This window comes from Vreelandella songnenensis (assembly GCF_003002925.1).
Taxonomy (GTDB): domain Bacteria; phylum Pseudomonadota; class Gammaproteobacteria; order Pseudomonadales; family Halomonadaceae; genus Vreelandella; species Vreelandella songnenensis.
In genome coordinates this window covers 472,353-497,250 of record NZ_PVTK01000001.1, presented here as the reverse complement: position 1 = coordinate 497,250, position 24,898 = coordinate 472,353, and the positions used below count along the sequence as shown (strand labels likewise).

Below are 24,898 nucleotides of genomic sequence, written 5' to 3'. Positions count from 1 at the left end.
ACCCGGGTCTGACCCTGCACTTGAAAGTACCGCGCCTGAAGCCATCCAGGCGCGGTTTTTTTATGCGCGGAATATCGGATGGCGGGCGGGTGCGGTGCGCTGGGTGGGGCGTTTGCGTTATACTCTGCGCCGCTCAGCCCTGCCCACCTTCAGGAGACACCTTGCCGATGTACTCACTTGCCCGCTCGCTGCTCTTTCGTATTGATCCCGAAACCTCGCACGGCATGGCGCTGGCAAGCCTGGATGCGCTGTATCGTGCAGGCGGCATAAAGGCATTGGTAGGCAAGCCGGTAGACGACCCGGTCGAGCTGATGGGGCTGCGCTTTGCCAACCGCGTGGGGCTGGCAGCAGGGCTGGATAAAAACGCCGACCACCTGAACGCGCTGGGCGCGCTGGGTTTCGGGTTTGTAGAAGTAGGCACCGTCACCCCCAAGGCGCAGCCGGGTAACCCCAAGCCGCGCCTGTTTCGTCTGGCTGGTCATGAGGCAATCATCAACCGCTTCGGGTTCAACAATAAAGGGGTCGAGCATCTGGTGGCCCAGGTACGCAAGCGCCACTACCAGGGCCTGGTGGGTATCAATATCGGCAAGAATTTGACCACCGCGGTGGAAAACGCCCTGGACGACTATCTGGTTTGCCTTGACGCCGTGCACCCGGTGGCGGATTACATCACCGTCAATATCTCATCCCCCAATACGCCGGGGCTTCGCACACTGCAGTTTGGCGAGCAGCTGGATGCGCTGCTGGGCCCCATCCGCGAGCGCAGCCGGGTGCTGGATGCCGAGGCCGGGCGCCACGTGCCGCTGTTGATCAAGATCGCCCCGGACATGAGTGAAGACGAGGTGGCGCTGGTGGCGAAAAGTATTGCCAGAAACGCGCTGGACGGCGTGATTGCCACCAATACCACGGTTTCCCGGGAGGCGGTGCAGGGCGACTCCCAGGCCGATGAGGCGGGCGGGCTTTCCGGCAAGCCGGTGTTCGAGTCTTCCAATGTGGTGATTCGCCTGTTACGCCAGCACCTGCCCGAGCTGCCCATCATTGGGGTAGGGGGCATCGACAGTGCTGACACGGCAAAAGCCAAGATCGCCGCCGGGGCGGATCTGGTCCAGCTCTATTCAGGGCTTATCTACCAGGGGCCCAAACTGGTGAACGAGTGCGCCAGGGCGTTGAAGGCGCCATGAAAAAGGCGCATTAAAAAGCCCGCTCGGTGGCGGGCTCCCTGTTCCAGAATATATAGAATATTAAGGAAGTGGTAACTTGCTAGGTCATGACCATGGGGTTTCTATGGATGCCGGAAACGCCGGTCATGCCATCCCACTGGTCTCCACGACCTTCACGCCAACCGCTCATCCAGTATTCGCGTAAATTGACATCCTGACTTGGACAATCGTCACGGGAGCGGCCCGAGACACCTGCTTTGTATCCGTGGACAAAAGCCCGCTGGAAGCGATCACGTTTTTGTCGTTTCATTGGCTAACCTCTTTCATGAAGCCTTTAATAAGAAGTAGAGCGCTGTATCCTTGGTAAAGTGTTTGATTCACAAGGATAAACTCTATTTCGAGAGCTTATTTCAAGAGCAGGTTACCCACCTGGCTGTAACGTCTGGCACTCACGCGCTGAACCGGCCGGATGACAACCTAAACAAGCCTTAGGTCAACTAGTGACTTAGACAAGCAATGCATGCATTTTGTGTAGCTACGCTTTTATTCTTAGATCATGATGGGGGCACTTGTCGACCCCCAAATTGTCATAAGATGTAAATACATTTGCCATATACAGGAATATCGCGCGGTTACGCGCTGCCATGACTATGACCCAAACGAGTCAAGACGCCCCCCTTAACCTGCTGGCCACCTGCCCGAAGGGCATCGAAGGCCTCTTGGCAGACGAGCTTGTCGCCCTTGGCGCCACACCCGGCAAGACTACCGTTGCGGGCGTGTACTTCACCGCAAGCCAGGCAAGTGCCTATCGTGTGTGCCTGTGGTCGCGGCTTGCCAACCGCGTGATCCTGCTGCTGGCCCGCGAGCCGATGATTGATACCCCTGAGCAGCTGCGCGACGCGGTCGCCCGCATTACCTGGACCCGGCACTTGAGCGTGGGCAAGACGCTGGCGGTGGATTTTCACGGCCGCAGCGATCACATTCGCCATACCCGCTTCGGGGCGCAGACGGTCAAGGACGGCGTGGTGGATTCGCTTCAGCTTTCCGGCCAGGAGCGGCCTTCCATCGATACCAAGACGCCGGATCTGCGCCTTTACGCCCATTTGCACCGCGCCAACCTGAACCTTGGCATCGACCTTTCCGGCGAGAGCCTGCACCGGCGCGGCTATCGGCGCGATGTTGGCCACGCGCCGCTCAAGGAAAACCTCGCCGCGGCGCTCCTGGTGCGTGCCGGTTGGCCCGAACGCGCCAAGGCCGGGGAACCCTTGATCGACCCGCTGTGCGGGGCGGGTACGCTGCTGATCGAGGCGGCGCTGATGGCTGCCGACCAGGCCCCCAACCTTGACCGCGAACGCTTCGGCTTCAAGGGCTGGGCGGGGCACGACGAGGCCCTTTGGCTCGAACTCAAGCGCGAAGCCGAGGCCCGCGCCTCCATCGGCCGCAAGCGCTGCAAGAACCAGCTGCTCGGGTTCGATCAAAGCCCGGCGGCACTGTCTGCCGCCAAGACCAACGCCATGCGTGCAGGCATCCCGGCACTCATTACCCTGCACGGCCAGAGTCTTGGCCAGCTGTCCCGGCCGGAGGAGCTTGCCGCGCCAAGCGGGCTCTTGATCACCAACCCGCCCTACGGCGAGCGCCTGGGCGAGCTGCCTGAGCTTGTACGCCTGTACTCACAGCTGGGCGAAAAGGCCAAGGCGCTGTTCCCGGGCTGGACGCTTGCGCTGTTTACCGGCAACCCGGATCTTGGTCACCGTTTGGGGCTACGTGCCCACAAGCAGTACGCCCTCAAGAACGGCGCACTCGATGCCAAGCTGCTGCTGATGGCGATTGGTGCTCAAGCCCCTGCATCCGAGGAGCAAGGCGAGAGTCAGGCCGCAGGGCAGGAGGGTACAGCACCCCAGAAGGCGTCCGGCGTATCCGAAAACGCGCAGATGTTTGCCAACCGGCTGGCAAAAAACCAGAAGCGGCTGAAAAAGTGGCTAAAGCAGAGCGGTGAGACCTGCTACCGGGTGTATGACGCCGACATGCCCGAATTTGCCCTGGCGGTAGACCGCTACGGCGACCGGGTGCATGTGCAGGAGTACGCCGCGCCCAGCTCGATCAACCCAGGCCAGGCCCAGAAGCGCCTGTTCGATGCTCTGGAAGTGCTGCCCGAGGCGCTGAACGTCGACCCCAGCAAGGTCTACATCAAGCGCCGCGAGCGCCAGGCCGGCAGCGCCCAGTATCAAAAGCGCGAAGCCAGCGGCGAGCGCTTTGAAGTGCGCGAAGGCGAGGCGCGGCTGTGGGTCAACCTGCGCGACTACCTGGATACCGGGCTCTTTCTGGATCACCGCCCGGTACGGCGCATGCTCGGTGAAATGGCCGCCGGCAAGCGCTTTTTGAACCTCTTCTGCTACACCGCCACGGCCACCGTGCAGGCAGCACTGGGGGGCGCCAGCGACAGCGTCAGCGTGGACATGTCCAACACCTACCTTGAGTGGGCCAAGGACAACTTTGCGCTGAACAAGCTCGATCCCAGGCTGCACCGCGTTACCCGCGATGACTGCTTTCGCTGGCTGGAAACTGCCAACGCCGAGTTCGATTTGATCTTCATGGATCCGCCGACGTTCTCCAACTCCAAGAAGATGCGCGATACGCTGGACGTGCAGCGCGACCATCCGCGTCTGGTCGAGCTTGCCATGGCAAGGCTTGCCCCGGGCGGCAAGCTGGTGTTTTCCAATAACCAGCGCCGCTTCAAGCTCGACGACGCGCTGAGCGAGCGCTACGCGGTGGAAGACATTACCTCACGCACCTTCGACCCCGACTTCCAGCGGCGCACCAACCTGCACCACGTGTTCCTGCTGCGTCATCGTGCATGAGGCGACGTGATTTCACTGACGCTCTACACCACCCTGGGCTGCCACCTGTGCACCCAGGTGGAAGCCTTGCTGGGTGCGCTTGCCAATCAGCCGGTCGTGATCGAGCGGATCGAGATCACTGAGAAGGACCGGCTGATGGAGCGCTATGCCACGCTGATACCGGTGATAGCGGATAGCCAGGGCGGGGAGCTGATCAAGGGCTTCGAGGTCGGACGCCTGGCGACCTGGCTTCGCACCCGGGGATGGCTTGATGAAGGCGCGTTAAACGCGCTGGCAGCCAGGGATGAGACGCCGCCGAAGGGCGCCTATCGGCGCAATGGGCGGCGCTTTCTGAGTTAGTGAGCGCTAGCTCCTGAGCCGGTTACAGCAGATCCAGCAGCGACAGCTGGCGCATAGCTTCCTGGCCTTCGGGTGTATTGTCGGCCGCCTCGAGTACCTTGCGAAACCCGCGCGACGCCTGAATGGTCGTTTCATCCTCAAGCCACATCTGGGCTTGCTCGAGTGTATCGGCAAGCTGATGCTTCAAGCCGCCAAACTGTGTGCCGATCTGCCCCCAGGCGCGGCTGAATATCCAGTCGCCAAACATGTCCTGATGGATATGCACCAGCACATAGTCGTGGTCGGTTTCCCACCTTACGATCACAAGCTTGCTCCCACGATTTGTCTTGTTACGGGTCTACCCGGCAAGCGCTCTTTACCGTTACCGACAACGCTTTGAATAGCCTTTTCCATTTCTGTACGGCGGGCGGTATTGTAAAGCCCATCATCGTCAAAAGGATACCGCTGTGAAGCTGATTGTGGATGCCAACATACCCGCCGCCGAGCGCTGCTTTGGCGAGTTTGGCACGCTGACCCGTCTGCCCGGTCGCGAGATAGGTGCCGAGCACGTCAAGGACGCCGACGCTCTGATCGTGCGCTCGATTACCCAGGTGAATGACACCCTGCTGGGCGAAAGCCCCGTGCGCTTTGTCGGCACCTGCACAATTGGCACCGACCATATTGACCACGCCGCGCTTGCTCGTCGCAATATCGCCTTTGCCAGCGCCCCGGGGTGTAACGCCGAAGCGGTGGTGGACTACGTGCTGAGCAGCCTGTTGACCTTGGCCGAGCGCGATGGCTGGTCGTTGCTGGCGCGCACGGTAGGCGTGGTAGGGGCGGGCAACGTGGGTAGCCGCCTGCTCGCCCGCCTGCAGGCGCTCGGCGTGAAGACGCTGGCCTGCGACCCGCCCAGAGCAGAAGCGCAGGAGAAGAGCGAGCAGGATTTTGCATCGCTGGATGAGCTGATCGAGCGCTGCGATGTGCTCTGCCTGCATACGCCGCTGGTGACAGAAGGCCCCCACGCCACCTACCAGCTGCTTGACGCCCAGCGTATCAGCGAGCTGGCGCCGGGCACCGTGCTGCTCAACGCCGGCCGCGGCGACTGTATCGATGAAATGGCCTTGCGCGGGCGTCTGGCGGGCAAGGGAGATATCAGCGCCGTGCTGGATGTCTGGGAGAATGAGCCGGGTATCGATGCCAGCCTGCGCGACCTGGTGGCGCTTGCCACCCCGCACATTGCCGGGCACAGCCTGGATGGCAAGTTGCGCGGTACCTGGATGATTCAGCAGGCGCTGGCCAAGCACTGCGGCCAGGAAGCGCCCGAAGCCTTTGCCGATATCTGCCCGTCGCCGGCGCTGGCCTCGCTTCACTTGCAAAAAACGCTGCCCGTCGAGGATGCCCTGCGCCTGTGCATGCGCGCGGTGTACGATGTGCGCCGCGACCACGATAGCCTGGAGCGCCAGGTGCATCAGCAGGGAGTCAGAAAGGGGTTTGACACCTGCCGGGCGGACTACCCGCTGCGCCGCGAGTTTGCCACGCTCACGGTCAAGCTATCTGGCAGCGCCGTTGAGCTTGAGGTGCCGCTGAAGGCCGCCGGGTTTGGCGTGCAGCGCGCCGAATAAGGCTGCGTCACAGAAAGAGAAGGTTTCAGATGCCATCAGGCCCGCTTAAGCGGGCCTGATGGGGGTAGCAGAAGAAGCAACTTACTGGCGGTAAGCGGCTTCCTTCAGCGCGCGGATACGGTCATCCAGCGGCGGGTGGCTGGCCAGCAGCTGCTGCATCAGCGAGCGGGTCTGGCCCTTGGTAATCGCCATGGCGCGCATGGTGTCCGGCATCTGGTCGGGCATTTCGGTTTCTGCCTTCAGGCGCGCCAGGGCGTTGACCATCGCCCCGGTGCCGGCAAGCCGGGCGCCGGCTTCATCGGCGCGGTATTCACGAAAGCGCGAGAACCACGCAACGATCGCGGATGCCACGATGCCGAAGACGATCTCGGCTACGATCACGACCGCAAAATAGCCCATGAACCCCAGGCCGCCTTCACCGCCGCTGCGGCTCTTGAGAAACCCATCCAAAAGCTGTGCCACCACGCGGGCAAAGAACATCACGAAGGTGTTCACCACGCCCTGAATCAGCGCTAGCGTCACCATATCGCCATTGGCCACGTGGCCGATCTCGTGGGCCAGCACGGCGCGCACTTCTTCCGGGCGCATGCGGTTCAAAAGCCCGGCAGATACGGCAACAAGGGCGGCGTCCTTGTTCCAGCCGGTGGCAAAGGCGTTGGACTGCTGGGCGGGGAAAATGCCCACCTCCGGCGTCTTGATACCGGCTTCGCGGGAAAGCTCGGCCACGGTATCCACCAGCCACTGTTCGGTGGAGTTGGAGGGCGATTCGATCACCACCGTGCCGGTGCTGCGCTTGGCCATCCACTTGGAGATGAACAGCGAAATCATTGAGCCAACCATGCCGAACACGAAGCAGAAGATCAGCAGGCTGGTAAAGTTGATGCCCTGGCTACGCAGGTAGCCCTCAACGCCAAACAGGCGCAGCGTGATACTGGCCACCAGCAGCACCGCCAGGTTGGTGGCTAAAAACAGCACTATTCGCATCATGGTGCAGGTTCTCCCTAAGAGGTCATCAACGCGTTACTGGAATACGGGTTATGTCGTATGCATTAGATAGGTACACATAAGCCCAGGTTCAAGCCATTCCGCGCTTTATTGACGATAGCGCGACAGGAAGTTGCCAAACCGGTCCAGCGCGTCGCCCAACTGATCTGCCCAGGGGAGCGTCACGATGCGCACGTGGTCCGGCTCCGGCCAGTTGAACGCCGTGCCCTGCACCAGCAGAATCTTCTCCTGCAAGAGCAGGTCCAGCACCATTTTCTGGTCGTCCTGAATATTGAAGACCTTGGGGTCCAGGCGCGGGAAAGCATAAAGCGCGCCCTTGGGCGTGACGCAGGACACCCCCGGGATGGCGTTGAGTTTCTCCACCGTGATGTCCCGTTGGGCCAGCAGGCGTCCGCCGGGCAGAATCAGGTCGTTGATCGACTGATAGCCGCCCAGCGCGGTTTGAATGGCGTGCTGGGCGGGCACGTTGGCGCACAGGCGCATCGAGGCAAGCATGGTCAGCCCCTGGATGAAATCCCGGGCGCGCTGCTTGGCAATCGTGCCGGAAATGGTCATCCAGCCGGAACGGAAGCCCGCGCAGCGGTAGCTCTTGGAAAGCCCGTTCATGGTAATTACCAACTGGTCATCATCGGCCAGGGCGCCGGTGGCGGTGTGCTCGACGCCATCGTAGAGAATCTTGTCGTAGATCTCGTCCGAAAACACCACCAGGTTGTGCTGCTTGGCTACCGCCAGCACCTCACGTACCACCGCCGGCGGGTAAACCGCCCCGGTCGGGTTGTTGGGGTTGATCAGCACGATGGCGCGGGTGCGGCTGGTGATCTTGGCGCGAATATCGGCAATGTCCGGCGTCCAGTCTGCCTGCTCGTCGCACATGTAGTGCACGCCGTGACCACCGGAAAGGTGTGCCGCCGCCGTCCAGAGCGGGTAATCCGGCGCGGGAATCAGCACTTCGTCGCCGTCGTTGAGCAGCGCCTGCATGCACATCACGATCAGCTCGGATACGCCATTGCCGATGTAGATATCCTCGATGCCGACGCCGGGAATCTCCTTGCGCTGGCACTCCTGCATGATCGCCTTGCGTGCCGAGTAAAGGCCCTTGGAGTCGCAGTAGCCCTGGGCCGTGGGCAGGTTGCGCATCACGTCCTGCAGGATCTCTTCGGGCGCCTCGAACCCGAACGGCGCGGGGTTGCCGATGTTCAGCTTCAGAATCCGCTGGCCCTCATCTTCCAGGCGCTTGGCGTGGTCGAGCACCGGGCCGCGAATGTCGTAGCACACGTTGCTCAACTTATGCGACTTCATGAGCTCGGCAGGCTGGGTGCCGGGCGTTGTGGGTTGAGACTCGCTAGAAGACTCAACGGGCGTTTGAGGCTGAGAGGTTTCCATGAGTGAGGTATCCAAAGGTGTCCAAAGGCCGTGCGGCGGCGCCGGGCGATTTTCCCATTATGCGTCGGAAGGTGCCTGATTGTCTTCGTCATCGTGCACGATGGGCGGCGGAATATCGTCAGGGGTTTCAAGGGTCAAGCGGCCAAGCTTGCCATCGCGCAGCTCGTGCAGCAGCACTTCTGCGCCACGGTGCAGATCGACCTCGCCCCCCGGGCGCAGGCCGCCGCGTTTACCGGCAATCTCTTTGAGAATGGCGTAGCCATCAAAACCTGCCAGGGCCAGAAAATCGGGCCGCTTCGGGCCATCGGCGTCCACCTCGCTGTCCACCGGAGCTTCATAAGTCGGCAGCGCCTTGAGCTTGTAGCGCGCGGTGAGTTCGGCGGGGTAGCGTTTGGCAAGCTCGGCGCTGGCCACGATCCCTACATCGGTATATTCGATGGCGGTATCGCGGATCGCGCCGCTGGCCGCCAGCCGGTAGGCACTGGCCTGGTCTTCAATCTTGGGCCACAGCACCCCGGGCGTGTCGATCAGCGCCACGCGGCCATCGATACGTACCTTCTGCTGGCGCTTGGTCACGGCCGGCTCGTTGCCGGTCTTGGCGATCTTTCGTCCGGCCAGACCGTTGATCAGCGTGGATTTACCCACGTTGGGAATACCCATCACCATCACGCGCACGTCGCGGTCGGCGCGCACGGCACCGGCCAGCTCATGGCAAAGCTTGGGAATCGTTTTCAGCTCACGGGTATTGGTGGTGGTAATGGCCAGCGCCCGAGTGTCTTCCTGGGCATCGAAAAAGGCCACCCACTCGGCGGTGCGTTCCGGGTCTGCCAAGTCCGCCCGGGAGAGAATCTTCAGCACCGGCTTGTGCCGGGTCAGCTCGGCCAGCATCGGATTGGCGCTGGAGTAGGGCAGGCGTGCATCGAGTACCTCGATGACCACGTCGATTTCCGGCAGCGCATCCTTGATCTGGCGGCGGGCCTTGTTCATATGTCCGGGGAACCAGCCGAGCATGAGTTTCTCCTACAAGCACAAAAAAACGGGCTGCCATTATAGCAGCCCGTCGTGCTTGGCGCTGATCTACTGCATGCACGCCTCGGTGGTCTTGATTCGGCCTATGAGTAGGCTACTCGCCCGGATGGAATTCGAGCGAGACGGAGTTGATACAGTAGCGAAGCCCCGTGGACTCCGGGGGGCCATCGGGGAAGACGTGGCCCAGGTGTGCATCACAGTGAGAGCATACGACTTCCGTGCGCACCATGCCGTGCGTGGTGTCCTGGTGCTCTTCCACGCTATGGCGGCCCAATGGCCTGTCAAAGCTTGGCCAGCCACAGCCGGCATCAAACTTGTGCTCGTTTTCAAATAGCGGAGCGTGACAGCAGATGCAGTGGTAGATGCCCTGTTCGTCGCGCACCTGGTAATCGCCGGTGAAAGGGCGCTCGGTGCCTTTTTCACGCGCTACCCGGTACTGCTCCGGAGTCAACTCTTCGCGCCACTGCTCGGGGGATTTTTCAATTTTCGCCATACAATGTCTCCTTTCCCTCTATTACTCGCAGGCTAGCGTACTCTTGCCAGTAAGGACAGGTGTCACTGAACACAGCCCAGTAAAGGCGTGCTGTTAAACACGCCAGAGCCGCCAAGGCATTACCCGCTGAGACTACGGCAAACCCGCATGAGTTCAGCATTTTGCAGACAGCCGACCCCGCCTGCCAATGAGGATAGGGCGAGCAGGGAAAGCAGAACAATATCAGAGTGCTTGACAGTAAAGAGCGGTCTGAGTAATATACGCGCCACCTCGACGAGGCAATGAAACGTCCCATTCGTCTAGTGGTCTAGGACACCGCCCTTTCACGGCGGTAACAAGGGTTCGAACCCCTTATGGGACGCCAATTTCATCGTTAAGGTATCGGAGTGCGGGAATAGCTCAGTGGTAGAGCATCGCCTTGCCAAGGCGAGGGTCGAGAGTTCGAATCTCTTTTCCCGCTCCAAAAACGTCCCATTCGTCTAGTGGTCCAGGACACCGCCCTTTCACGGCGGTAACAAGGGTTCGAACCCCTTATGGGACGCCAATCCGATGTGCAAGATTGATTAAGCGGGAATAGCTCAGTGGTAGAGCATCGCCTTGCCAAGGCGAGGGTCGAGAGTTCGAATCTCTTTTCCCGCTCCAATCAAGTGATTGATAAGTTAGATGTTTATACGTCCCATTCGTCTAGTGGCCTAGGACACCGCCCTTTCACGGCGGTAACAAGGGTTCGAACCCCTTATGGGACGCCATCTAGCAAGCGTTTACGTTGCGGGAATAGCTCAGTGGTAGAGCATCGCCTTGCCAAGGCGAGGGTCGAGAGTTCGAATCTCTTTTCCCGCTCCACGTAAACAGCACCATCTCAAATATCTTCTCTGTCGTTACTTTTCTGAATAAACATCTTCTATCTACCGTCTTCGCTGACGGCGTTTTGCTGTGCGTGTGATTTATGCACAGGTGGTTGATAGCTACTTACGCCCAGGCGGTATGCCTGAGCGTAAGCGGTGTGTTTAGCTGAGCGTGAAGTGGTTGACGATACCGTTGAGCGACTGCGAGCGCTGTTTCAGGTCGTGGGCGGAGTTGGCGGTCTGCTGAACCATGGAGGCGTTGTCCTGGGTGGACTGGTCAAGCTGGGCGATTGCCACGTTGATCTGCTCGATGCCTTGGGTCTGCTCATGAGTCGCCGCGGTGATATCCGCAAACAGAGCGTTGATACGCTGAATCTGCTGGTCGATATGCTCCATGCGCTCCTTGGCGGTGGTGACCAGTGAGGCACCGTTATCCACCTGGGCGTTGGACGTGTTGATCAGCGTCTTGATCTCCTGAGCCGCACTTGCCGAGCGGTTGGCCAGCTGGCGTACTTCACCCGCTACCACGGCAAAGCCTCGGCCGTGCTCACCGGCACGCGCGGCCTCCACCGAGGCATTGAGCGCCAGGATGTTGGTCTGGAACGCAATGCTGTCGATCAGCGTGACGATCTCGGAGATCTTGACCGCTTCACGGGTAATCTCCTGCATGGAGCTGACGGCTTCGCCGATGGCCTTCTGGCCAACCTGGGAGGTTTCACCGGCGCTACGCACCAGCTCCTTGGCCTGCTCGACGTTATCGGCATTCTGGCGTACGGTGGCGGTCACTTCTTCCATGCTGGCAGAAGTTTGCTGAAGGGCGGCGGCCTGCTGCTCGGTACGCGAAGAGAGCTCCTGATTGCCGGCGGCAATATCAGCGGAGTTGTGATCCACTGCGGCACTGGTCGTGTGGATTTCCTGCATGGTGGCATGAAGCTTGTTGCGCATCTGCTGAATATCGTAAAGCAGGCTGCGGGTATCGTTGGCGCTCAGGTCGACCTTGGCCGTCAAGTCACCCTGGGCAATGCGGGCAACGACGCTTGCCGCGTAATCCGGCTCGCCACCCAGGCGGCGCAGAATCAGCGAGATCATGGCCCAGAACGCCAGCGTTACCAGCGCGCCGGCCACAAGGCCCACCAGAATGGTCTTGATCAGTTTGGCCATGATTGCCTGGCTGATATCGCCCATGAAGATGCCGCTGGACACGTATACATCCCAGGGCGCGTAGGCCTCGGTATAGGTGTGTACCAGGGGCATGGCATCATTGCCCCGGGCAAAGTTGGAATGGTAATCGGTAAAGCCCGCACCCGTACTGCGGGCGCTGTCCAGGATCGAATGGAAAATCAGCTTGCCCTGCGGGTCGGTAACCTGGGAAAGGTCCTGGCCTGGCGGGCGCTTGGGGTGGGCCAGCATTTTAAGGTCGCCGGTCAGCGCGAACAGGTAGTTGTCATCCTTGCCAAAGCGCACGTCGCGGATGGTTTCAAATGCCAGGGTCTTGGCCTCTTCCAGGCTGACCTGGCCCTGTTTGGCCATCTCGTCGAAATGCTCGAGAGTGGAAACGGCAATATTCACAGCGGTCACCATGCGCTGTTCGCGCTCATGATGCAGCAGCGCCCGGCTTTGCAGAGCGTTTACGGTAATCATGATGGCAAGTATCAGCCACAGAACCGCCACACCAATCAGGCGCTGACGGCGCAGCGAAAGTGCTGACAGGCCGCGCTTGGCTTCAGCGGGCGAGGGTTCGGTGGATGCTGGCTGGGTAAAGGCGACAGGGGGCTGGGTAATGATGGTGCTCATTAAGTGTTTTTCTCATTTATGAATTATGTGTTCCCTTGCATGCCGTGCTATTAGTTAATAGCGTAATGGCATACGGCTAATACTAAAGTATTAGTCGGGCATTCATGCGCGACAAAACGCCGCTATCGCTCATTAATTGTATGAGTTAGTTAGCGGCGTAATAAAATAGCCGGTCGCTGAAGCCGCCTTCAGCTTGAAAAAAACAGCGAATGCCCCGATATCGTTGCTTCTCACTTGTTTTCTAGTGCCCCATTTTTTGCTGACAGGACATCTTTATGGCCGAACCGGCATTGTCTATCCGTGGCCTTACCAAGGTGTACGGCAACGGCTTTCAAGCGTTAAAAGGAATTGATCTGGACGTTCAGCAGGGCGATTTCTTTGCTCTGCTGGGCCCTAATGGCGCGGGTAAGTCCACCACCCTCGGCGTTGTGTGCTCGCTGGTGCAGAAGTCGGAAGGCAAGGTATCGATTTTTGGTATCGACATCGATAAGGACTTCGCCAAGGCCAAGTACCAGCTCGGCGTGGTTCCTCAGGAGTTCAACTTCAACCAGTTCGAGAAGGTGATCGATATCGTGCTGGCTCAGGCGGGCTACTACGGCATGACGCGCCGCGAAGCGCTGCCGCGTGCCGAGCAGCTGCTGCGCGACCTTGGCCTGTGGGACAAGCGCAACGGCAACGCGCGTATGCTTTCCGGCGGAATGAAGCGCCGGTTGATGATTGCCCGCGCACTCATGCATCGTCCCAAGCTATTGATTCTAGATGAGCCCACGGCGGGGGTGGATATCGAACTGCGCCGCAGCATGTGGGAATACATGCGCCGGATCAACCAGGATGAAGGCACCACCATCATCCTGACGACCCACTACCTGGAAGAGGCGGAGAGCCTGTGCCGCAATATCGCCATCATCAATCACGGCGAAATCGTGCGTAACACCAGCGTGCGCGAGTTGCTGGCCGAGCTGAATACCGAAACCTTCCTGCTGGATCTCGCCGAGCCAGTCACCGCTCCCCCGGTAATCGACGGGTTTGAAATCGCCCAGATCGAGCCTTCGCAGCTCTCTATCGTCATTCAGCGCGGCCAGCAGCTCAACGATGTGTTCAGCGCGTTGAGCGAGCAGGGCGTTCGGGTGGTTTCCATGCGCAACCGCGCCAATCGGTTGGAGGAGATGTTTGTTTCCATGGTAGAGGCAGGCAACAAGGCTATCGACGAGCGCACGCAAGCGGAGGCACAGGCATGAATGCGACCCAAACCCTGGTGGCGCTATGGACGCTGGTGCTCAAGGAGATCAAGCGCTTTACGCGCATCTGGCCGCAGACCCTGCTGCCGCCCTCCATCACCATGGCGATGTACTTCATCATCTTTGGCAACCTGATCGGCTCGCGCATCGGCGAGATGGACGGCTACAGCTACATGGACTTCATCGTCCCCGGCCTGATCATGATGTCGGTGATCACCAACAGCTACTCGAACGTCGCCTCCAGCTTCTTCTCGAACAAGTTTCAGCGCTCGGTGGAAGAGCTGATGGTTTCACCCATGCCCAACTGGGTGATTCTCTCGGGCTTCATTCTGGGTGGGATGGCGCGCGGCCTGGGCGTGGGGCTGATCGTCACGCTGGTATCGCTGTTCTTTACCCGCCTGACCATCGAGCATCCGCTTCTGACCGTATTGGTGGTGGTGCTGACCTCGGCGCTTTTTTCGCTTGGCGGCTTCATCAACGCGCTGCTGGCGAACAAGTTCGACGATATTTCCATCGTGCCGACCTTTATCCTGACGCCGCTTACGTACCTTGGTGGCGTGTTCTACTCCATTTCCATGCTGCCCAACTTCTGGCAGGGCGTCTCCATGCTCAACCCCATCCTGTACATGGTGAACGTCTTCCGTTACGGCTTTCTGGGCGTCTCGGATATCCCTGTGGTATGGGCGCTGGCCGCCATCTTTGCATTTATCATCGTGCTGTTCTTTGCCGCCCTTACCATGCTGGAGCGTGGCAAAGGCATCCGCAGCTGAGCGCACGCCCGTTTTAAAGAGTCGTTTTCAAGAGAGCATGATCTATGGCACACCGCCCCGACACTCTGGAACACGCGCCCCTGGGGCGCGATTCCGCCTACCCCGAGCAGTACGATGCCGGGCTTCTGTTCCCCATTCCCCGCGCCGCCAACCGCGCGCCGCTGGGCATTGAAGAGGGCAGCCTGCCGTTTGTCGGTGAAGACGAGTGGCACGCCTTCGAGGTTTCCTGGCTCAACGCCCGCGGCAAGCCTATCGTTGCCGTGGCCCGTTTTCGGCTGCCGGCGGATTCTCCCAGCCTGATCGAATCCAAATCCTGGAAGCTCTACCTCAACAGCTTCAACCAGACCCGCATTGAGAGCCGCGAAGCGCTGATCGAGACCCTCACGCGTGACCTGAGCGCCGCCGCCGGTGCGCCGATAAGCGTGGAGCTTCTTGGCGTGGAAGACGCCGAGCTTGCCCCGAAGCCGCTGCCCGGCGACTGCCTGGACGACCTGGACATCGAGGTAAGCGACTACACCCCCAGCGCCGCCCACCTGGCAGTAAGCGACGAGATCGTGGAGGAGACGCTGCATTCGCACCTGCTCAAATCCAACTGCCCGGTCACCGGCCAGCCTGACTGGGGCAGCGTGCTGATTCGCTATAAAGGCCCCAAGCTCGACCGCGAAGGCCTGCTGCGCTACCTGATCGGCTACCGCCAGCACCAGGATTTTCACGAGCACTGCGTGGAGCACATCTTTACCGACCTGATGGCGCACGCCAAGCCCATCGAGCTTCTGGTGCTGGCACGTTACGTGCGCCGGGGCGGGCTGGATATCAGCCCCTGGCGCGCCACGCCGGGCCTGACACCGCCAAGCCCGCTGCGTCTGGCAAGGCAGTAAGCCACTGCGCTACAGTAGAGCCTGACTGAACGAAGGATAAAACCAATGGATGCACTCACGCTTCTTCACGAACGCAGCTCGATGGGCAAGCTGGTGGAACCCGCGCCCACCGCCGAGCAGCTGGACGCCCTCTACAAGGCAGCCCTGCGCGCTCCGGACCACAAGGAGCTGCGCCCCTGGCGGTTTATCGAATTCACCGGAGAAGGGCGTGAGCGCCTGGGCGAGCTGTTTGCCGAAGCCGAGTTCCAGGAAGACCCCAGTGCCGGCGACGACACGCTGAACGCCGCCCGCAAGAAGCCCCTGCGCGCGCCCATGATCATCGCCGTGATCGCCAAGGTCACGCCGGACCTGCCCAAGGTGCCCAAGATGGAGCAGGTAATTTCCGCCGGCTGTGCCGCCCACGGCATTTTGCTGGCCGCCCACGGGTTGGGGCTGGGCGCCATGTGGCGCAGCGGCAAGTACGCCTTCGACCCCGTGGTGCGCAAGGGGCTCTCGCTTGAGGAAGACGACGAAGTGGTCGCGTTTATCTACCTGGGCAACCTGGGCGGGCGCCACAAGCCGCTGCCGCAGCACGACGTGGCCGATTTTGTCGAGCGTTGGGCCTAGGAGTAAACGCCATGCGAAAACCCGGTGTGCCTCACCCCCGCTTGCCGCTGCCAAAAGGCCAGGAAGACCTGGCGGCTTTTCACACCTGGCTGGGTGATGCCATCCCCATGGTGGGCGCACTGGGTATTGAAAGCATGTCGCTCCACAACCACTCGCTTACCTGGCGGCTGGCGTTGGCGCCCAACCTGAACGACAAGGGCACGGGCTTCGGCGGCGCGCTAAGCGCGCAAACCACGCTGCAAGGCTGGTGCTGGGTAACGCTCTGGCTGCGCGGGCAGGGGCTGGCGAGGGATGTGGTAGTGGCCGAGGCCACCCAACGCTTCCTGGCCCCGGTAAACGGCGACTACCGCCTGATCTGCACACCCAGTGAGCCAGACGGCATCGAAAAGCTCAGCCAGAAGCTCGCCGAGCGCGGCAAAGGCCGCATCGCGCTGACCCAGCAACTCTACTGCGGCGACGCGCTCTGCCTGGAAGCCCACGGCAGCTACGCCGTTCTGTCGTGCAGCGATTAAGTACATCAAACAGCTGGTCTCGAAAAAGGCCTTGCTATTTGGCCACTTAAAACATAGAATATGCGCCGTTCTGTCGCGAAAGGCACAGCCCAAGTGATGGAACACAAAATGTGGAGAGGTGTCCGAGTGGTCGAAGGAGCACGCCTGGAAAGTGTGTAAGTCGAAAGGCTTCGAGGGTTCGAATCCCTCCCTCTCCGCCACAGAATTTGAAAAAGCCCGCTGAGCAATCAGCGGGCTTTTTTATTGGAATTTTTAACTGAGCCTTCGAGCTAAGCTTTTTACTTTTTGCCTAACCTAGCCTCACTCTTGTCAATATAAAGGTGACATTTTCACTTAGTTTCGCTAATGTACTCTTAATAATAATGAGACGCTGAGTTAGGGCCGCTAACAAACTAAAGTAGGCTTCCCTTGAGATAGCCTCCTCATTTTGCATTTAACCTAGAACATGTTTTTTTGATAGAGCTTGTACAGCAGTATTAAAATACTGATAGCGTAAGCTATAGAGAAAAAGAAAAATACGTGCATAACTATATGGCACCATTGCTATAAATGAGGATTTTTGATGAATTGGGTTTTTGAAAATAAAGAATGGTTATTCAGTGGTTTAGGTATGGCTGTTCTAGGGTGCATTTTTTCATTCTTTTTTAAGAATCGAACAATAACTGCATCCGAAAAAAATAAAGCGGTAAATACAAATACCATAGCAATTAATGTTGGCGAAAAAAATCATAACCCGGGAGAAAAGACGGTGAATGATAAAAGCCATAAAAAAAGTCTAGGTGAGTATAAGAATGAAACACGAATTCTTTTTATTGATGATGATGCAAGATTTAAAGTAGCTAAAATATTAACTCAAAGTGGGTGGGTGCATACTAAGTTAATAAAGGATTGTAAAACATTAGATGAATACGATATTGTTGAAGCTAATTTACTCTTTATTGATGTACAGGGAGTAGGTGTTGCTATGGGTTTTAATGATGAAGGGCTAGGATTAGCTCTTGCTGTCAAAGAGAAATATCCAGAAAAAAAGGTGATTATATATTCTGCAGAAACAAAAGGTGATAGATTTCATGAAGCTTTAAGAAAGGCTGATTCATTTTTACCTAAAAATGCAGATCCTTACGAATTTCAACGTATTGTAGAAGAATTTACCATAGGCTTAGAGTCTTAAATATTATGAATATTAGATATAGGATTTCTTCTTCTGATGGAAGTGTTATCTTCTGTAATTTACATCCAAAAGAAATAGAAAAAATAAACAGTATTAATTCAAGATCTCAGAAGCTTAATGGTATTAATTTGCGAGCGGGCAGGATATTTAGTCAGCATGGAACTGTTGTTGCATTTTCATCTGATAAAAATTATATAAAAAGTTCTGCAAAATTTTCTACTGCATTAAATATTATTTTAGACTCTACTGAAATGATTAATCATGTGGTCAAAGAGGCGCGTGCCAATATTAATAAAAATACTAGTAGATTGATTCATAATTTAACATCGTTAAATGCTCATAATATCCAAGAAATATATTCTTTAATTCCACAAGAAAATGTAAGTCAAAAAATTGGCGGACAAATTTCATTTGTAGAGGATATTGTAAAGAGAGAACCTAGAGAAGCCGCATTGTCATTTCTCAGAATTGCAAAAAACAATGCTGCAATGAAGGCAGAGTTCTCAGTGTTTCGGAAACTGTTTGATAGTAATCCAGATCTTCAGATTAGAGAACACAATGTGCATAAAGTGTTAATGAATATTTTCTATTTATTTTTTTCTGATTTTACAGATAAGGATGTAAGAGTAAAGATCGCTAATGATAAGAATAAATATTTTGCTAATTTCGATTATGAGTCATTTCATGTAGCTATATATCATATCATTGAAAATGCTGCAAAATATATAAAACCGAAAACAACTTTAAATGTTGAAATAAAAGATGTTGGTGAATTTATTGAAATAGTAATGGATATGATTAGTTTAGAAATTAAAAAAGGAGAATCTGATGAAATATTTGAGGAAGGTGTTTCAGGTGAACTTGCTAATCGAATCGGAAAAGCCGGCGATGGTATTGGAATGAATCGAGCTAAAAAAATATTAGAATTAAACTCAGGTTCAGTATTAGTTAATCCGGTTTGTGATACGGTAGAAAATTTTATGGGTGTAAATTATCAAAGAAATATATTTACCGTTAGTTTGCCTAAGCGTAAATCGACCTGGCAATAGTGTTATGCTTTTATTTTCGTAAACTGAAAAATTATAAGTTTTGAGTAAAGTTTAATGAAAATGAACGTAAAGTGAGCTAGATATAAGCTATTTGTAGATTATGTTTTTAATATTTAAGTGCTCAGATCAAAAAATAGAGTGTTTTTTAGGAGGAGGTAGTTTTATTAACCTGCATAAAAAATTGCTTAAAAATTAACTTTTTACGTAAATCAAGTGATCGCAGCTCATAGTATTTATGCTATACATTATTCTTATTTTTAAGATAGATAAGGCATTTATAATGTCGCTGTTTCTATCTTAGTAAATAGTTACATTTTTGGGGTGCAAAATTGAGAAAATCGATAGATAGCGCAATTATTTTAGCTGTTTGTACAGCTATTCTCTATTCATGGAGTACCGCGAAGTACCACGGATTTCTCATAGAGGCGAGCCTAAATTCGAATATGATGGAACGAAGTTTTCATCAAGTTATTTATGGTGGTTTCATCTCATCGTTTGGTCCAACTATTATAATGCTAATTATGACTTCAGTTTTATTATATCTTTGGTCCTATGCTATTTTGCCATTATATATTGATAAACTTAAAACTAGTGTGAGATTCAAACGAAAAGTTATAAAACTTCATCGATTCTGGATAGGGACAAGGATATCTCTTGACATAGAAAGAAAAGAAAAACGTAGGTTTAATAATATTGCATTTTTGTTATTGGCTAGCTTGGCTTTCATCCTTAGTCTTGTATATTTCGAAAATGAAGGGCAGAAAAAAGCGGAAAAAGTTATCAGTGATCATATGGCTGGAGAGAACAGCTCTGATAGTATGATTACCGTTATAATTAATGAAAATGAGAAAAAACTTCGATTTTTAGGTTGTGGGGCAAAGAATTGCGCAGGTATAGAAGAAAAGTCTAATAAAATATATTATTTTTCTCAAGATAGTGGCTATAGTTTTATCTATAAACTAGATATGTAAAAATACGTCAGGCATATAATCTTATATTGCTTCGCACCTTAGATTTGCCAATTGTTCAGGCTCTATGTAGTAGAGTTCTATGTCCCCGTAAATACTTTTAAGGAGTAAATGATTGTCTTGTATAAAGGTAGTTGAGAGTGTAGTTACTCGCAACGTTCAGTCCCTTCCACGAGTCTGTCTGCCTCGCTAAAGTAGCCTCGAACAGTAAATTGTTAAAGTTGTATTCAAAATATTTGACGAAAAGAATCTTCGAAGAATTGCGACTGATGAAGTATTTATTGTTGATAAGAACTAGACTGTCTGTTTTCAAAATGCTCTTGTGCAAAGCTTATGCATGGTAGTAGCTGAAAACGATTCTGAACCATGTTGTGCCCGCTGCTAGCCCTTCATTTTTCCCCAACATCTTGGCGTGATCAGCCCATCACTCCTATGTTGTTGTAAAGAAAAGGGGAACGAACATGCTCAATACGCTTGCGAGAAGGCTTGACCTTCGAACGGATCCGACTATCTTCTTCACTTCCGCAGGCATCATGGTTCTGTTCCTGGTGGCGCTGCTGATTGCACCGGATGCCATAGGGGCGGCCTTTGGTGCGGGGCGGGAGTGGGTGGTGACCAACCTTGGCTGGTTCTTTATTTTAGGGGTCACCACGTGGGTAGCGTTTCTGCTGTGGGTGGCGATCAGCCGTTACGGGGCGATTCGCCTGGGCGGTAACGATGCCAAGCCTGCCTATAGCAATATCTCCTGGTTCACCATGCTGTTTGCCGGTGGCATCGGTACGGTGCTGATGTTCTGGGGGGTGGCCGAGCCTATTTCCCACTTTGCGACGCCGCCAAGACCGGGTGTCGAGCCCTTTTCGGTGGAAGCCGCCGACGATGCCATGAGCTTTTCGATCTATCACCTGGGGCTGCATACCTGGGCAATTTTCGCCATGCCGGGGCTGGCGTTTGCGTACTTTATCTACCGTTACAACCTGCCGATGCGGTTCAGCTCTGTCTTTTATCCGCTGCTGGGCGAGCGCATTTACGGGCCTATCGGCAAGACCCTCGATATCTTTGCCATCCTCGGTACGCTGTTTGGCGTGGCGGTTTCCATTGGCCTGGGCACCCAGCAGATCAATGCGGGGCTGACCGAGCTGTTTGGCGTGCCGGATGCCGTGTTGACCAAGGTCATCATCATTGCCGTGCTGACCACCATTGCCGTGGGGTCGATTGTAGCTGGGCTGGATTCGGGCATACGGCGGCTCTCCAATATCAATATCGGTATGGCCGTTGGTTTGCTGCTGTTCGTACTCTTTACCGGCTCGACCGTGTTTCTGTTGCGTGCCATGGTCGAAACCCTGGGCCTTTACATCACCAACCTGCTGCCGATGGCATTCTGGAACGATACTCTGGCGCGCTATACCAGTACCGATGGCAGCGGCTGGGGGTGGCAGGGCAGTTGGACGGTATTCTACTGGGCCTGGACGGTTACCTGGTCGCCGTTCATCGGCATCTTTGTGGCGCGTATTTCCCGCGGGCGTACCATCCGTGAGTTCGTGCTGGGGGTACTGTTCGCACCTTCCATGTTTACGCTGGTGTGGTTTGCGATCTTTGGCTGGTCGGCGATGGAAATCGACGGGATCGGTTCAGCTGCCCGCGAAGCCCTGGGCGATCAGGCCGGTATCCTGTCTGCCGCCGTTGCTGAAAGCATCCCACTGGCCATGTTCGCGTTTTTCGATAACTTCCCGGCGGCGACGTTAATCCAGGGCCTGGCGGTGGTGATCGTGGCCATCTTCTTTGCAACGTCTTCGGATTCCGCGTCACTGGTGGTCGATATGCTGTGTACCGGCAGCCCCGACCCCGGCCCCTGGCATCAGCGCGTCTTCTGGGGTGTCTCGGAAGGCATGCTGGCCGCCATGCTGATTGTGCTGGCGGGCGATGCGGGGCTGACCGCCTTGCAGGAAGTGATCACCGTGGTCGGCCTGCCGATGTTCATACTGGTGTTTATCATGATGTTCTCGCTGTTGCGCGGCCTGTCCCATGAAGATCTCAGCCAGGTGAGGGTAGGCCGCCCGCCCAACCCCGAGAAGCTGAACGAATAGTCAGGCAAGAGAAAGGCCACCCATAAAAAAGCCCGCTGAGAAAAATCAGCGGGCTTTCAAGCAGACGTGGGGGCGAGTCTCCCCATCCGCCGTTGATACGGCACTACGATTGCTGAGACACGATTGCATCCAGCAGCCCCGGAAACCGGCTATCCACATCAGCTTTACGCAGCGAATTCATATGGGTGGTGCCGATGGTCTGGGTGTGCACCAACCCGACATCGCGCAAGATGCGAAAGTGGTGCGACATGGTGGACTTCGGGCGACCGCCGTCCAGCTCGCCGCAGCTGGCCTCGCCCAATTCGGCAAGGCGCCGGACGATATCCAGGCGTACAGGATCGCTCAAGGCGTAAAGCAGACGCTCGAGAACGAACTCGCTAACGGGGGGATGTTTGAAAGGGCGCATGGGCAAATCATACACGAATTTGCGCTAGGCCCATAGTTCGAATATTATCGAACTTTAGTAATAACCTCTCCTGGAGAATTTCCAATGTCTGCGCTGTTCCAACCCTTCACGCTGAAAGATGTCACCCTGCGTAACCGGATCGCGATTCCGCCCATGTGCATGTACTCCGCCGAAGATGGACTGATCAATGAGTGGCACCGCGTTCACTATGCCTCCTTGGCGCGCGGTGGGGCGGGGCTGGTGGTGGTCGAAGCCACCGCTGTGTCGCCGGAAGGGCGTATCACCCCCGGGTGTGCGGGTATCTGGAATGATGACCTTGCCCAGGCCTTCGTGCCGGTGGTGGAATCGATCAAGGCGGCGGGTGCCGTACCGGGTATCCAGATTGCTCACGCCGGGCGCAAGGCCAGCGCGAACCGCCCGTGGGAAGGTGATGACCATATCGGCGAGGATGATCCGCGTAGCTGGCAGACCATTGCCCCGTCGGCGATTGCCTTTGGCGCTCACCTGGATAAACAGCCCAACGCCATGACGCTGGAAGACATTGCCCAGGTACGCGAGGATTTCGTGGCCGCCGCTCGCCGTGCGCGCGACGCTGGCTTCGAGTGGCTGGAGCTGCATTTCGCCCACGGCTACCTGGCGCAATCGTTCCTTTCTGATCACTCCAACCAACGCGATGACGCCTATGGCGGCAGCTTCGATAACCGCAGCCGCTTCCTGCTGGAAACCCTGGCGGCGGTTCGTGAGGTATGGCCAGAGCATCTGCCGCTGACCGCGCGCCTGGGCGTGATCGAATACGATGGCCGAGACGAACAGACCCTGAGCGAGGCTATCGAACTCACACGCCGCTTCAAGCGCAGCGGCCTGGATCTGCTTAGCGTCAGCATCGGGTTCAGCATCCCTGACGGCAACATCCCCTGGGGCCCGGGTTTCATGGGCGAAGTTGCCCAGCGGGTAGGCAGCGAGGCGGGAATCCCCGTGGCGTCTGCCTGGGGCTTCGGTACGCCAAGCGTTGCCGAGGAGGCTATCAAGCGTGGTCAGCTGGATTTGGCGATGATTGGCCGGGCACACCTGGCGAATCCTCACTGGTCCTACTTCGCTGCTCAGGAGTTGGGTATTGACCGTGCCTCCTGGACCTTGCCGGCACCCTATGCGCACTGGCTGGAGCGCTACAAGTAAGCCTGTCGCGCTTCTGGAGTTTTATCAGGCAGGCGACAAGACCGTGCTGAAAGGCTTCATGATCTGAAAAGCAAAACGCCCGCTGATATCTCAGCGGGCGTTTTCACTCATTCAATCGCGTATTAGAAAGGCAGTACGCCGCTGAAGCCGACGCCCAGCACGGCAATGACGACCACAACAACGACGATAACGGTAGTAGATGGCATTTTACTTTCCCTGTAAGTAGTTGAGATGCTTCCAGCTTAGTACAAGCAAAGCGTTTGCGCACGCCTTGCGGTTTGACGTGGGTCATGCGCCAGCCAAGGTGGCAAAGCAACGCCCTAGAGACAAAAGCGCCCGGCAGAAACCTGCCGGGCGCCGGTTGGCTGAATGGCCGAAGGCGGTTATTTACCGCACTGGCAGTTGTGACCGCAATCAGTTGAACCGTCGGTATGGCCGATGGCGCAGGCTTCACAGCAGTAGCGCTGGCCGTTTTTTTCGATGGCCTGACTATCAACGGAACAATCGCACTTGGGGCATGCACACTGTTGCTGAGACATATCGCACCTCCTTGGTTGGTACCTTACAGCGTAGGCGCGACCCCCGGTGTTATGTAATTGCGTTTTCCACTCTTTTTCGAGCAATGGATTTGCGGGCTTCTACGCTTGCGCGAGGGCTTTACCCAACTGGTTAAAGTAGGCGCTGAAGGCTTCATTGATGCGCTCGCGCTGCTCGCCCTGGGGGTAGAGGCCAAGCGCGGCTTCTGGCGTTGCCTTGGTGCCCTTCACCAGAAAGTGGTTCTTGAGCGGGGCGTCCTGCACGAAGGCTTCAAAGGCGCGAGCGCACAGCTCTTCGGGCTGGCTGTAGTAATGCTGGTTGAGTTGGCGGTCCATCTGTTTAGAGTGCTGGAAGAGCGCACTGGGCTGGTGGCCCTCCGGCGTCAGCATGACAGCCTTGAAACACTCCACCAGGCGTTGATTGAGCGGATGGTGAACAGGCGCGGCGCATCGCCAAGCCAGGCGCTGGAAGCAAACTGGCGTGCTGACACGCCGTGAAAGCACTTACTGGCAATGTAATGATCAAAAGCGTGAAACCACTCATGGGCAATGCTGCCGGGTCCTGCGTTCTTGGCAAGGGCGAAGCTGCGCTGGGAAGGGTCGTAATGGGCGGCCACGCCCGGCCTGCCGCCACTGCCGTATTGAAGGGCCAGCGAACCGCGCAGTGATACCAGCGCTTCAGGCCCTTGCAGAATCAGCATCAGGTCGCACAGCGCATCGTGAAACAGTTCAGCGGCCTTGTCGCGCTCCTGAGGGCTCACCCAGCGGCCGATCTCGATGGAGCGAAAATCGAACTGACGCCGAATGAGCGCAAAGCTTGCGGCTTCACCCTCGCGGTGGTGGGGGCCGTTGCGATAAAACGTGCGTGCTTCGATGCTCATGACGACTGCTTCCCTAGCGTTCAGGCCAACCATTATGCCAGCAGGTCGATACATTGCTGAATGTCGCCCACGAAAAAGCGCCCTCACGAGTGAGGACGCTTTTTCGTTTCCTTGGC

Annotated in this window: 23 protein-coding genes, 7 tRNA genes and 1 pseudogene; 21 read left to right on the top strand and 10 right to left on the bottom strand. The window is 56.4% G+C overall.

The annotated features are described in order from the left end of the window. Nucleotides 1–167 precede the first annotated feature (167 nt). Complete coding sequence (locus B0H98_RS02195; RefSeq protein WP_106373424.1) at nt 168–1,181, top strand: quinone-dependent dihydroorotate dehydrogenase; 1,014 nt, start codon at nt 168–170, stop codon at nt 1,179–1,181. A gap of 79 nt (nt 1,182–1,260) precedes the next feature. Here B0H98_RS02195 and rmf read toward each other — a convergent pair whose 3' ends face one another. After that, complete coding sequence (gene rmf, locus B0H98_RS02190) at nt 1,261–1,470, bottom strand: ribosome modulation factor (RefSeq protein ID WP_106373423.1); 210 nt, start codon at nt 1,468–1,470, stop codon at nt 1,261–1,263. Nucleotides 1,471–1,810: 340 nt separating this feature from the next. On the opposite strand from rmf, the gene rlmKL reads away from it, so the two are divergent. Both rlmKL and B0H98_RS02180 read left to right on the top strand, forming a co-directional pair. After that, nucleotides 1,811–4,018 carry a bifunctional 23S rRNA (guanine(2069)-N(7))-methyltransferase RlmK/23S rRNA (guanine(2445)-N(2))-methyltransferase RlmL gene (gene rlmKL, locus B0H98_RS02185; protein WP_106373422.1) on the top strand — a complete coding sequence of 736 codons (2,208 nt, stop codon included), beginning with the start codon at nt 1,811–1,813 and terminating at the stop codon, nt 4,016–4,018. A gap of 6 nt (nt 4,019–4,024) precedes the next feature. Continuing rightward, on the top strand, nt 4,025–4,357 hold the full coding sequence (locus B0H98_RS02180; protein ID WP_106373421.1) for a glutaredoxin family protein: 333 nt from the start codon (nt 4,025–4,027) through the stop codon (nt 4,355–4,357). Between the two features lie 22 nt (nt 4,358–4,379). Here B0H98_RS02180 and B0H98_RS02175 read toward each other — a convergent pair whose 3' ends face one another. Next, a complete protein-coding gene (locus B0H98_RS02175) occupies nt 4,380–4,661 on the bottom strand; it encodes a hypothetical protein (RefSeq protein WP_106373420.1) in 282 nt (93 codons plus the stop codon). A gap of 142 nt (nt 4,662–4,803) precedes the next feature. Between B0H98_RS02175 and pdxB the strand changes: the two genes are divergently transcribed. Beyond that, nucleotides 4,804–5,958 (top strand): 4-phosphoerythronate dehydrogenase PdxB, encoded by a 1,155-nt coding sequence (gene pdxB / locus B0H98_RS02170; RefSeq protein WP_106373419.1) that lies wholly within the window; start codon nt 4,804–4,806, stop codon nt 5,956–5,958. Nucleotides 5,959–6,039: 81 nt separating this feature from the next. On the opposite strand, the gene htpX is transcribed toward pdxB, so the two are convergent. The 4 genes from htpX to msrB form a co-directional block, all read right to left on the bottom strand. After that, nucleotides 6,040–6,945: a protease HtpX gene (htpX, locus tag B0H98_RS02165; RefSeq protein WP_106373418.1), complete on the bottom strand. Its 906-nt coding sequence runs from the start codon at nt 6,943–6,945 to the stop codon at nt 6,040–6,042. A gap of 105 nt (nt 6,946–7,050) precedes the next feature. Further along, nucleotides 7,051–8,262: a pyridoxal phosphate-dependent aminotransferase gene (locus tag B0H98_RS02160; RefSeq protein ID WP_106373863.1), complete on the bottom strand. Its 1,212-nt coding sequence runs from the start codon at nt 8,260–8,262 to the stop codon at nt 7,051–7,053. Between the two features lie 141 nt (nt 8,263–8,403). Then, entirely contained in the window at nt 8,404–9,357 is a 954-nt protein-coding gene (gene ylqF, locus B0H98_RS02155) for a ribosome biogenesis GTPase YlqF (RefSeq protein WP_106373417.1), read from the bottom strand. Between the two features lie 112 nt (nt 9,358–9,469). Continuing rightward, nucleotides 9,470–9,868 carry a peptide-methionine (R)-S-oxide reductase MsrB gene (gene msrB, locus B0H98_RS02150; protein WP_106373416.1) on the bottom strand — a complete coding sequence of 133 codons (399 nt, stop codon included), beginning with the start codon at nt 9,866–9,868 and terminating at the stop codon, nt 9,470–9,472. 288 nt (nt 9,869–10,156) lie between these two features. Between msrB and B0H98_RS02145 the strand changes: the two genes are divergently transcribed. The 6 genes from B0H98_RS02145 (at nt 10,157) to B0H98_RS02120 (ending at nt 10,711) form a co-directional block, all read left to right on the top strand. Beyond that, a tRNA-Glu gene (locus B0H98_RS02145) sits at nt 10,157–10,232 on the top strand. A gap of 24 nt (nt 10,233–10,256) precedes the next feature. Then, nucleotides 10,257–10,331 (top strand) — tRNA-Gly (locus B0H98_RS02140). A gap of 5 nt (nt 10,332–10,336) precedes the next feature. After that, nucleotides 10,337–10,412: transfer RNA gene (locus B0H98_RS02135), tRNA-Glu, on the top strand. Between the two features lie 23 nt (nt 10,413–10,435). Further along, nucleotides 10,436–10,510 (top strand) — tRNA-Gly (locus tag B0H98_RS02130). Nucleotides 10,511–10,541: 31 nt separating this feature from the next. Beyond that, nucleotides 10,542–10,617 (top strand) — tRNA-Glu (locus B0H98_RS02125). Nucleotides 10,618–10,636: 19 nt separating this feature from the next. Further along, nucleotides 10,637–10,711: transfer RNA gene (locus B0H98_RS02120), tRNA-Gly, on the top strand. A 164-nt stretch (nt 10,712–10,875) separates the two neighbouring features. On the opposite strand, the gene B0H98_RS02115 is transcribed toward B0H98_RS02120, so the two are convergent. Continuing rightward, nucleotides 10,876–12,507: a methyl-accepting chemotaxis protein gene (locus tag B0H98_RS02115; protein ID WP_106373415.1), complete on the bottom strand. Its 1,632-nt coding sequence runs from the start codon at nt 12,505–12,507 to the stop codon at nt 10,876–10,878. Between the two features lie 275 nt (nt 12,508–12,782). Between B0H98_RS02115 and B0H98_RS02110 the strand changes: the two genes are divergently transcribed. The 10 genes from B0H98_RS02110 to B0H98_RS02070 all read left to right on the top strand — a co-directional run bounded on the left by B0H98_RS02110 (nt 12,783) and on the right by B0H98_RS02070 (nt 21,783). After that, nucleotides 12,783–13,745, top strand: coding sequence for an ABC transporter ATP-binding protein (locus B0H98_RS02110; protein WP_106373414.1), 963 nt, complete (start codon nt 12,783–12,785; stop codon nt 13,743–13,745). Beyond that, nucleotides 13,742–14,515: an ABC transporter permease gene (locus B0H98_RS02105; protein WP_106373413.1), complete on the top strand. Its 774-nt coding sequence runs from the start codon at nt 13,742–13,744 to the stop codon at nt 14,513–14,515. Before B0H98_RS02110 ends, B0H98_RS02105 begins: the two co-directional genes overlap by 4 nt. 44 nt (nt 14,516–14,559) lie before the next feature. Beyond that, nucleotides 14,560–15,393 carry an NADPH-dependent 7-cyano-7-deazaguanine reductase QueF gene (gene queF, locus B0H98_RS02100; RefSeq protein ID WP_106373412.1) on the top strand — a complete coding sequence of 278 codons (834 nt, stop codon included), beginning with the start codon at nt 14,560–14,562 and terminating at the stop codon, nt 15,391–15,393. A gap of 45 nt (nt 15,394–15,438) precedes the next feature. Continuing rightward, a complete protein-coding gene (locus tag B0H98_RS02095) occupies nt 15,439–15,999 on the top strand; it encodes a nitroreductase family protein (protein ID WP_106373411.1) in 561 nt (186 codons plus the stop codon). An 11-nt stretch (nt 16,000–16,010) separates the two neighbouring features. Then, the gene (locus B0H98_RS02090; RefSeq protein ID WP_106373410.1) at nt 16,011–16,511 is read left to right on the top strand and encodes a YiiD C-terminal domain-containing protein; all 501 of its coding nucleotides are present in this window, start codon (nt 16,011–16,013) and stop codon (nt 16,509–16,511) included. Between the two features lie 112 nt (nt 16,512–16,623). After that, nucleotides 16,624–16,711, top strand: a tRNA-Ser gene (locus B0H98_RS02085). A 362-nt stretch (nt 16,712–17,073) separates the two neighbouring features. Beyond that, nucleotides 17,074–17,682, top strand: a complete 609-nt coding sequence (locus B0H98_RS02080; RefSeq protein WP_106373409.1) for a DNA-binding transcriptional response regulator — start codon at nt 17,074–17,076, stop codon at nt 17,680–17,682. Nucleotides 17,683–17,687: 5 nt separating this feature from the next. Next, nucleotides 17,688–18,731 carry a histidine kinase gene (locus B0H98_RS16940; RefSeq protein ID WP_146130228.1) on the top strand — a complete coding sequence of 348 codons (1,044 nt, stop codon included), beginning with the start codon at nt 17,688–17,690 and terminating at the stop codon, nt 18,729–18,731. Between the two features lie 446 nt (nt 18,732–19,177). Beyond that, nucleotides 19,178–19,702: a hypothetical protein gene (locus B0H98_RS02075; RefSeq protein WP_208623567.1), complete on the top strand. Its 525-nt coding sequence runs from the start codon at nt 19,178–19,180 to the stop codon at nt 19,700–19,702. Between the two features lie 458 nt (nt 19,703–20,160). Further along, nucleotides 20,161–21,783, top strand: coding sequence for a BCCT family transporter (locus B0H98_RS02070; RefSeq protein ID WP_106373407.1), 1,623 nt, complete (start codon nt 20,161–20,163; stop codon nt 21,781–21,783). A 103-nt stretch (nt 21,784–21,886) separates the two neighbouring features. On the opposite strand, the gene B0H98_RS02065 is transcribed toward B0H98_RS02070, so the two are convergent. Then, nucleotides 21,887–22,189: an ArsR/SmtB family transcription factor gene (locus B0H98_RS02065; RefSeq protein WP_106373406.1), complete on the bottom strand. Its 303-nt coding sequence runs from the start codon at nt 22,187–22,189 to the stop codon at nt 21,887–21,889. An 84-nt stretch (nt 22,190–22,273) separates the two neighbouring features. Between B0H98_RS02065 and B0H98_RS02060 the strand changes: the two genes are divergently transcribed. After that, nucleotides 22,274–23,365 carry an NADH:flavin oxidoreductase/NADH oxidase gene (locus tag B0H98_RS02060; RefSeq protein ID WP_106373405.1) on the top strand — a complete coding sequence of 364 codons (1,092 nt, stop codon included), beginning with the start codon at nt 22,274–22,276 and terminating at the stop codon, nt 23,363–23,365. Between the two features lie 383 nt (nt 23,366–23,748). On the opposite strand, the gene B0H98_RS02055 is transcribed toward B0H98_RS02060, so the two are convergent. Beyond that, a complete protein-coding gene (locus B0H98_RS02055; RefSeq protein WP_106373404.1) occupies nt 23,749–23,904 on the bottom strand; it encodes a metallothionein in 156 nt (51 codons plus the stop codon). A gap of 99 nt (nt 23,905–24,003) precedes the next feature. After that, nucleotides 24,004–24,782: pseudogene (locus B0H98_RS02050) on the bottom strand (CLCA_X family protein). Nucleotides 24,783–24,898: the final 116 nt, after the last annotated feature.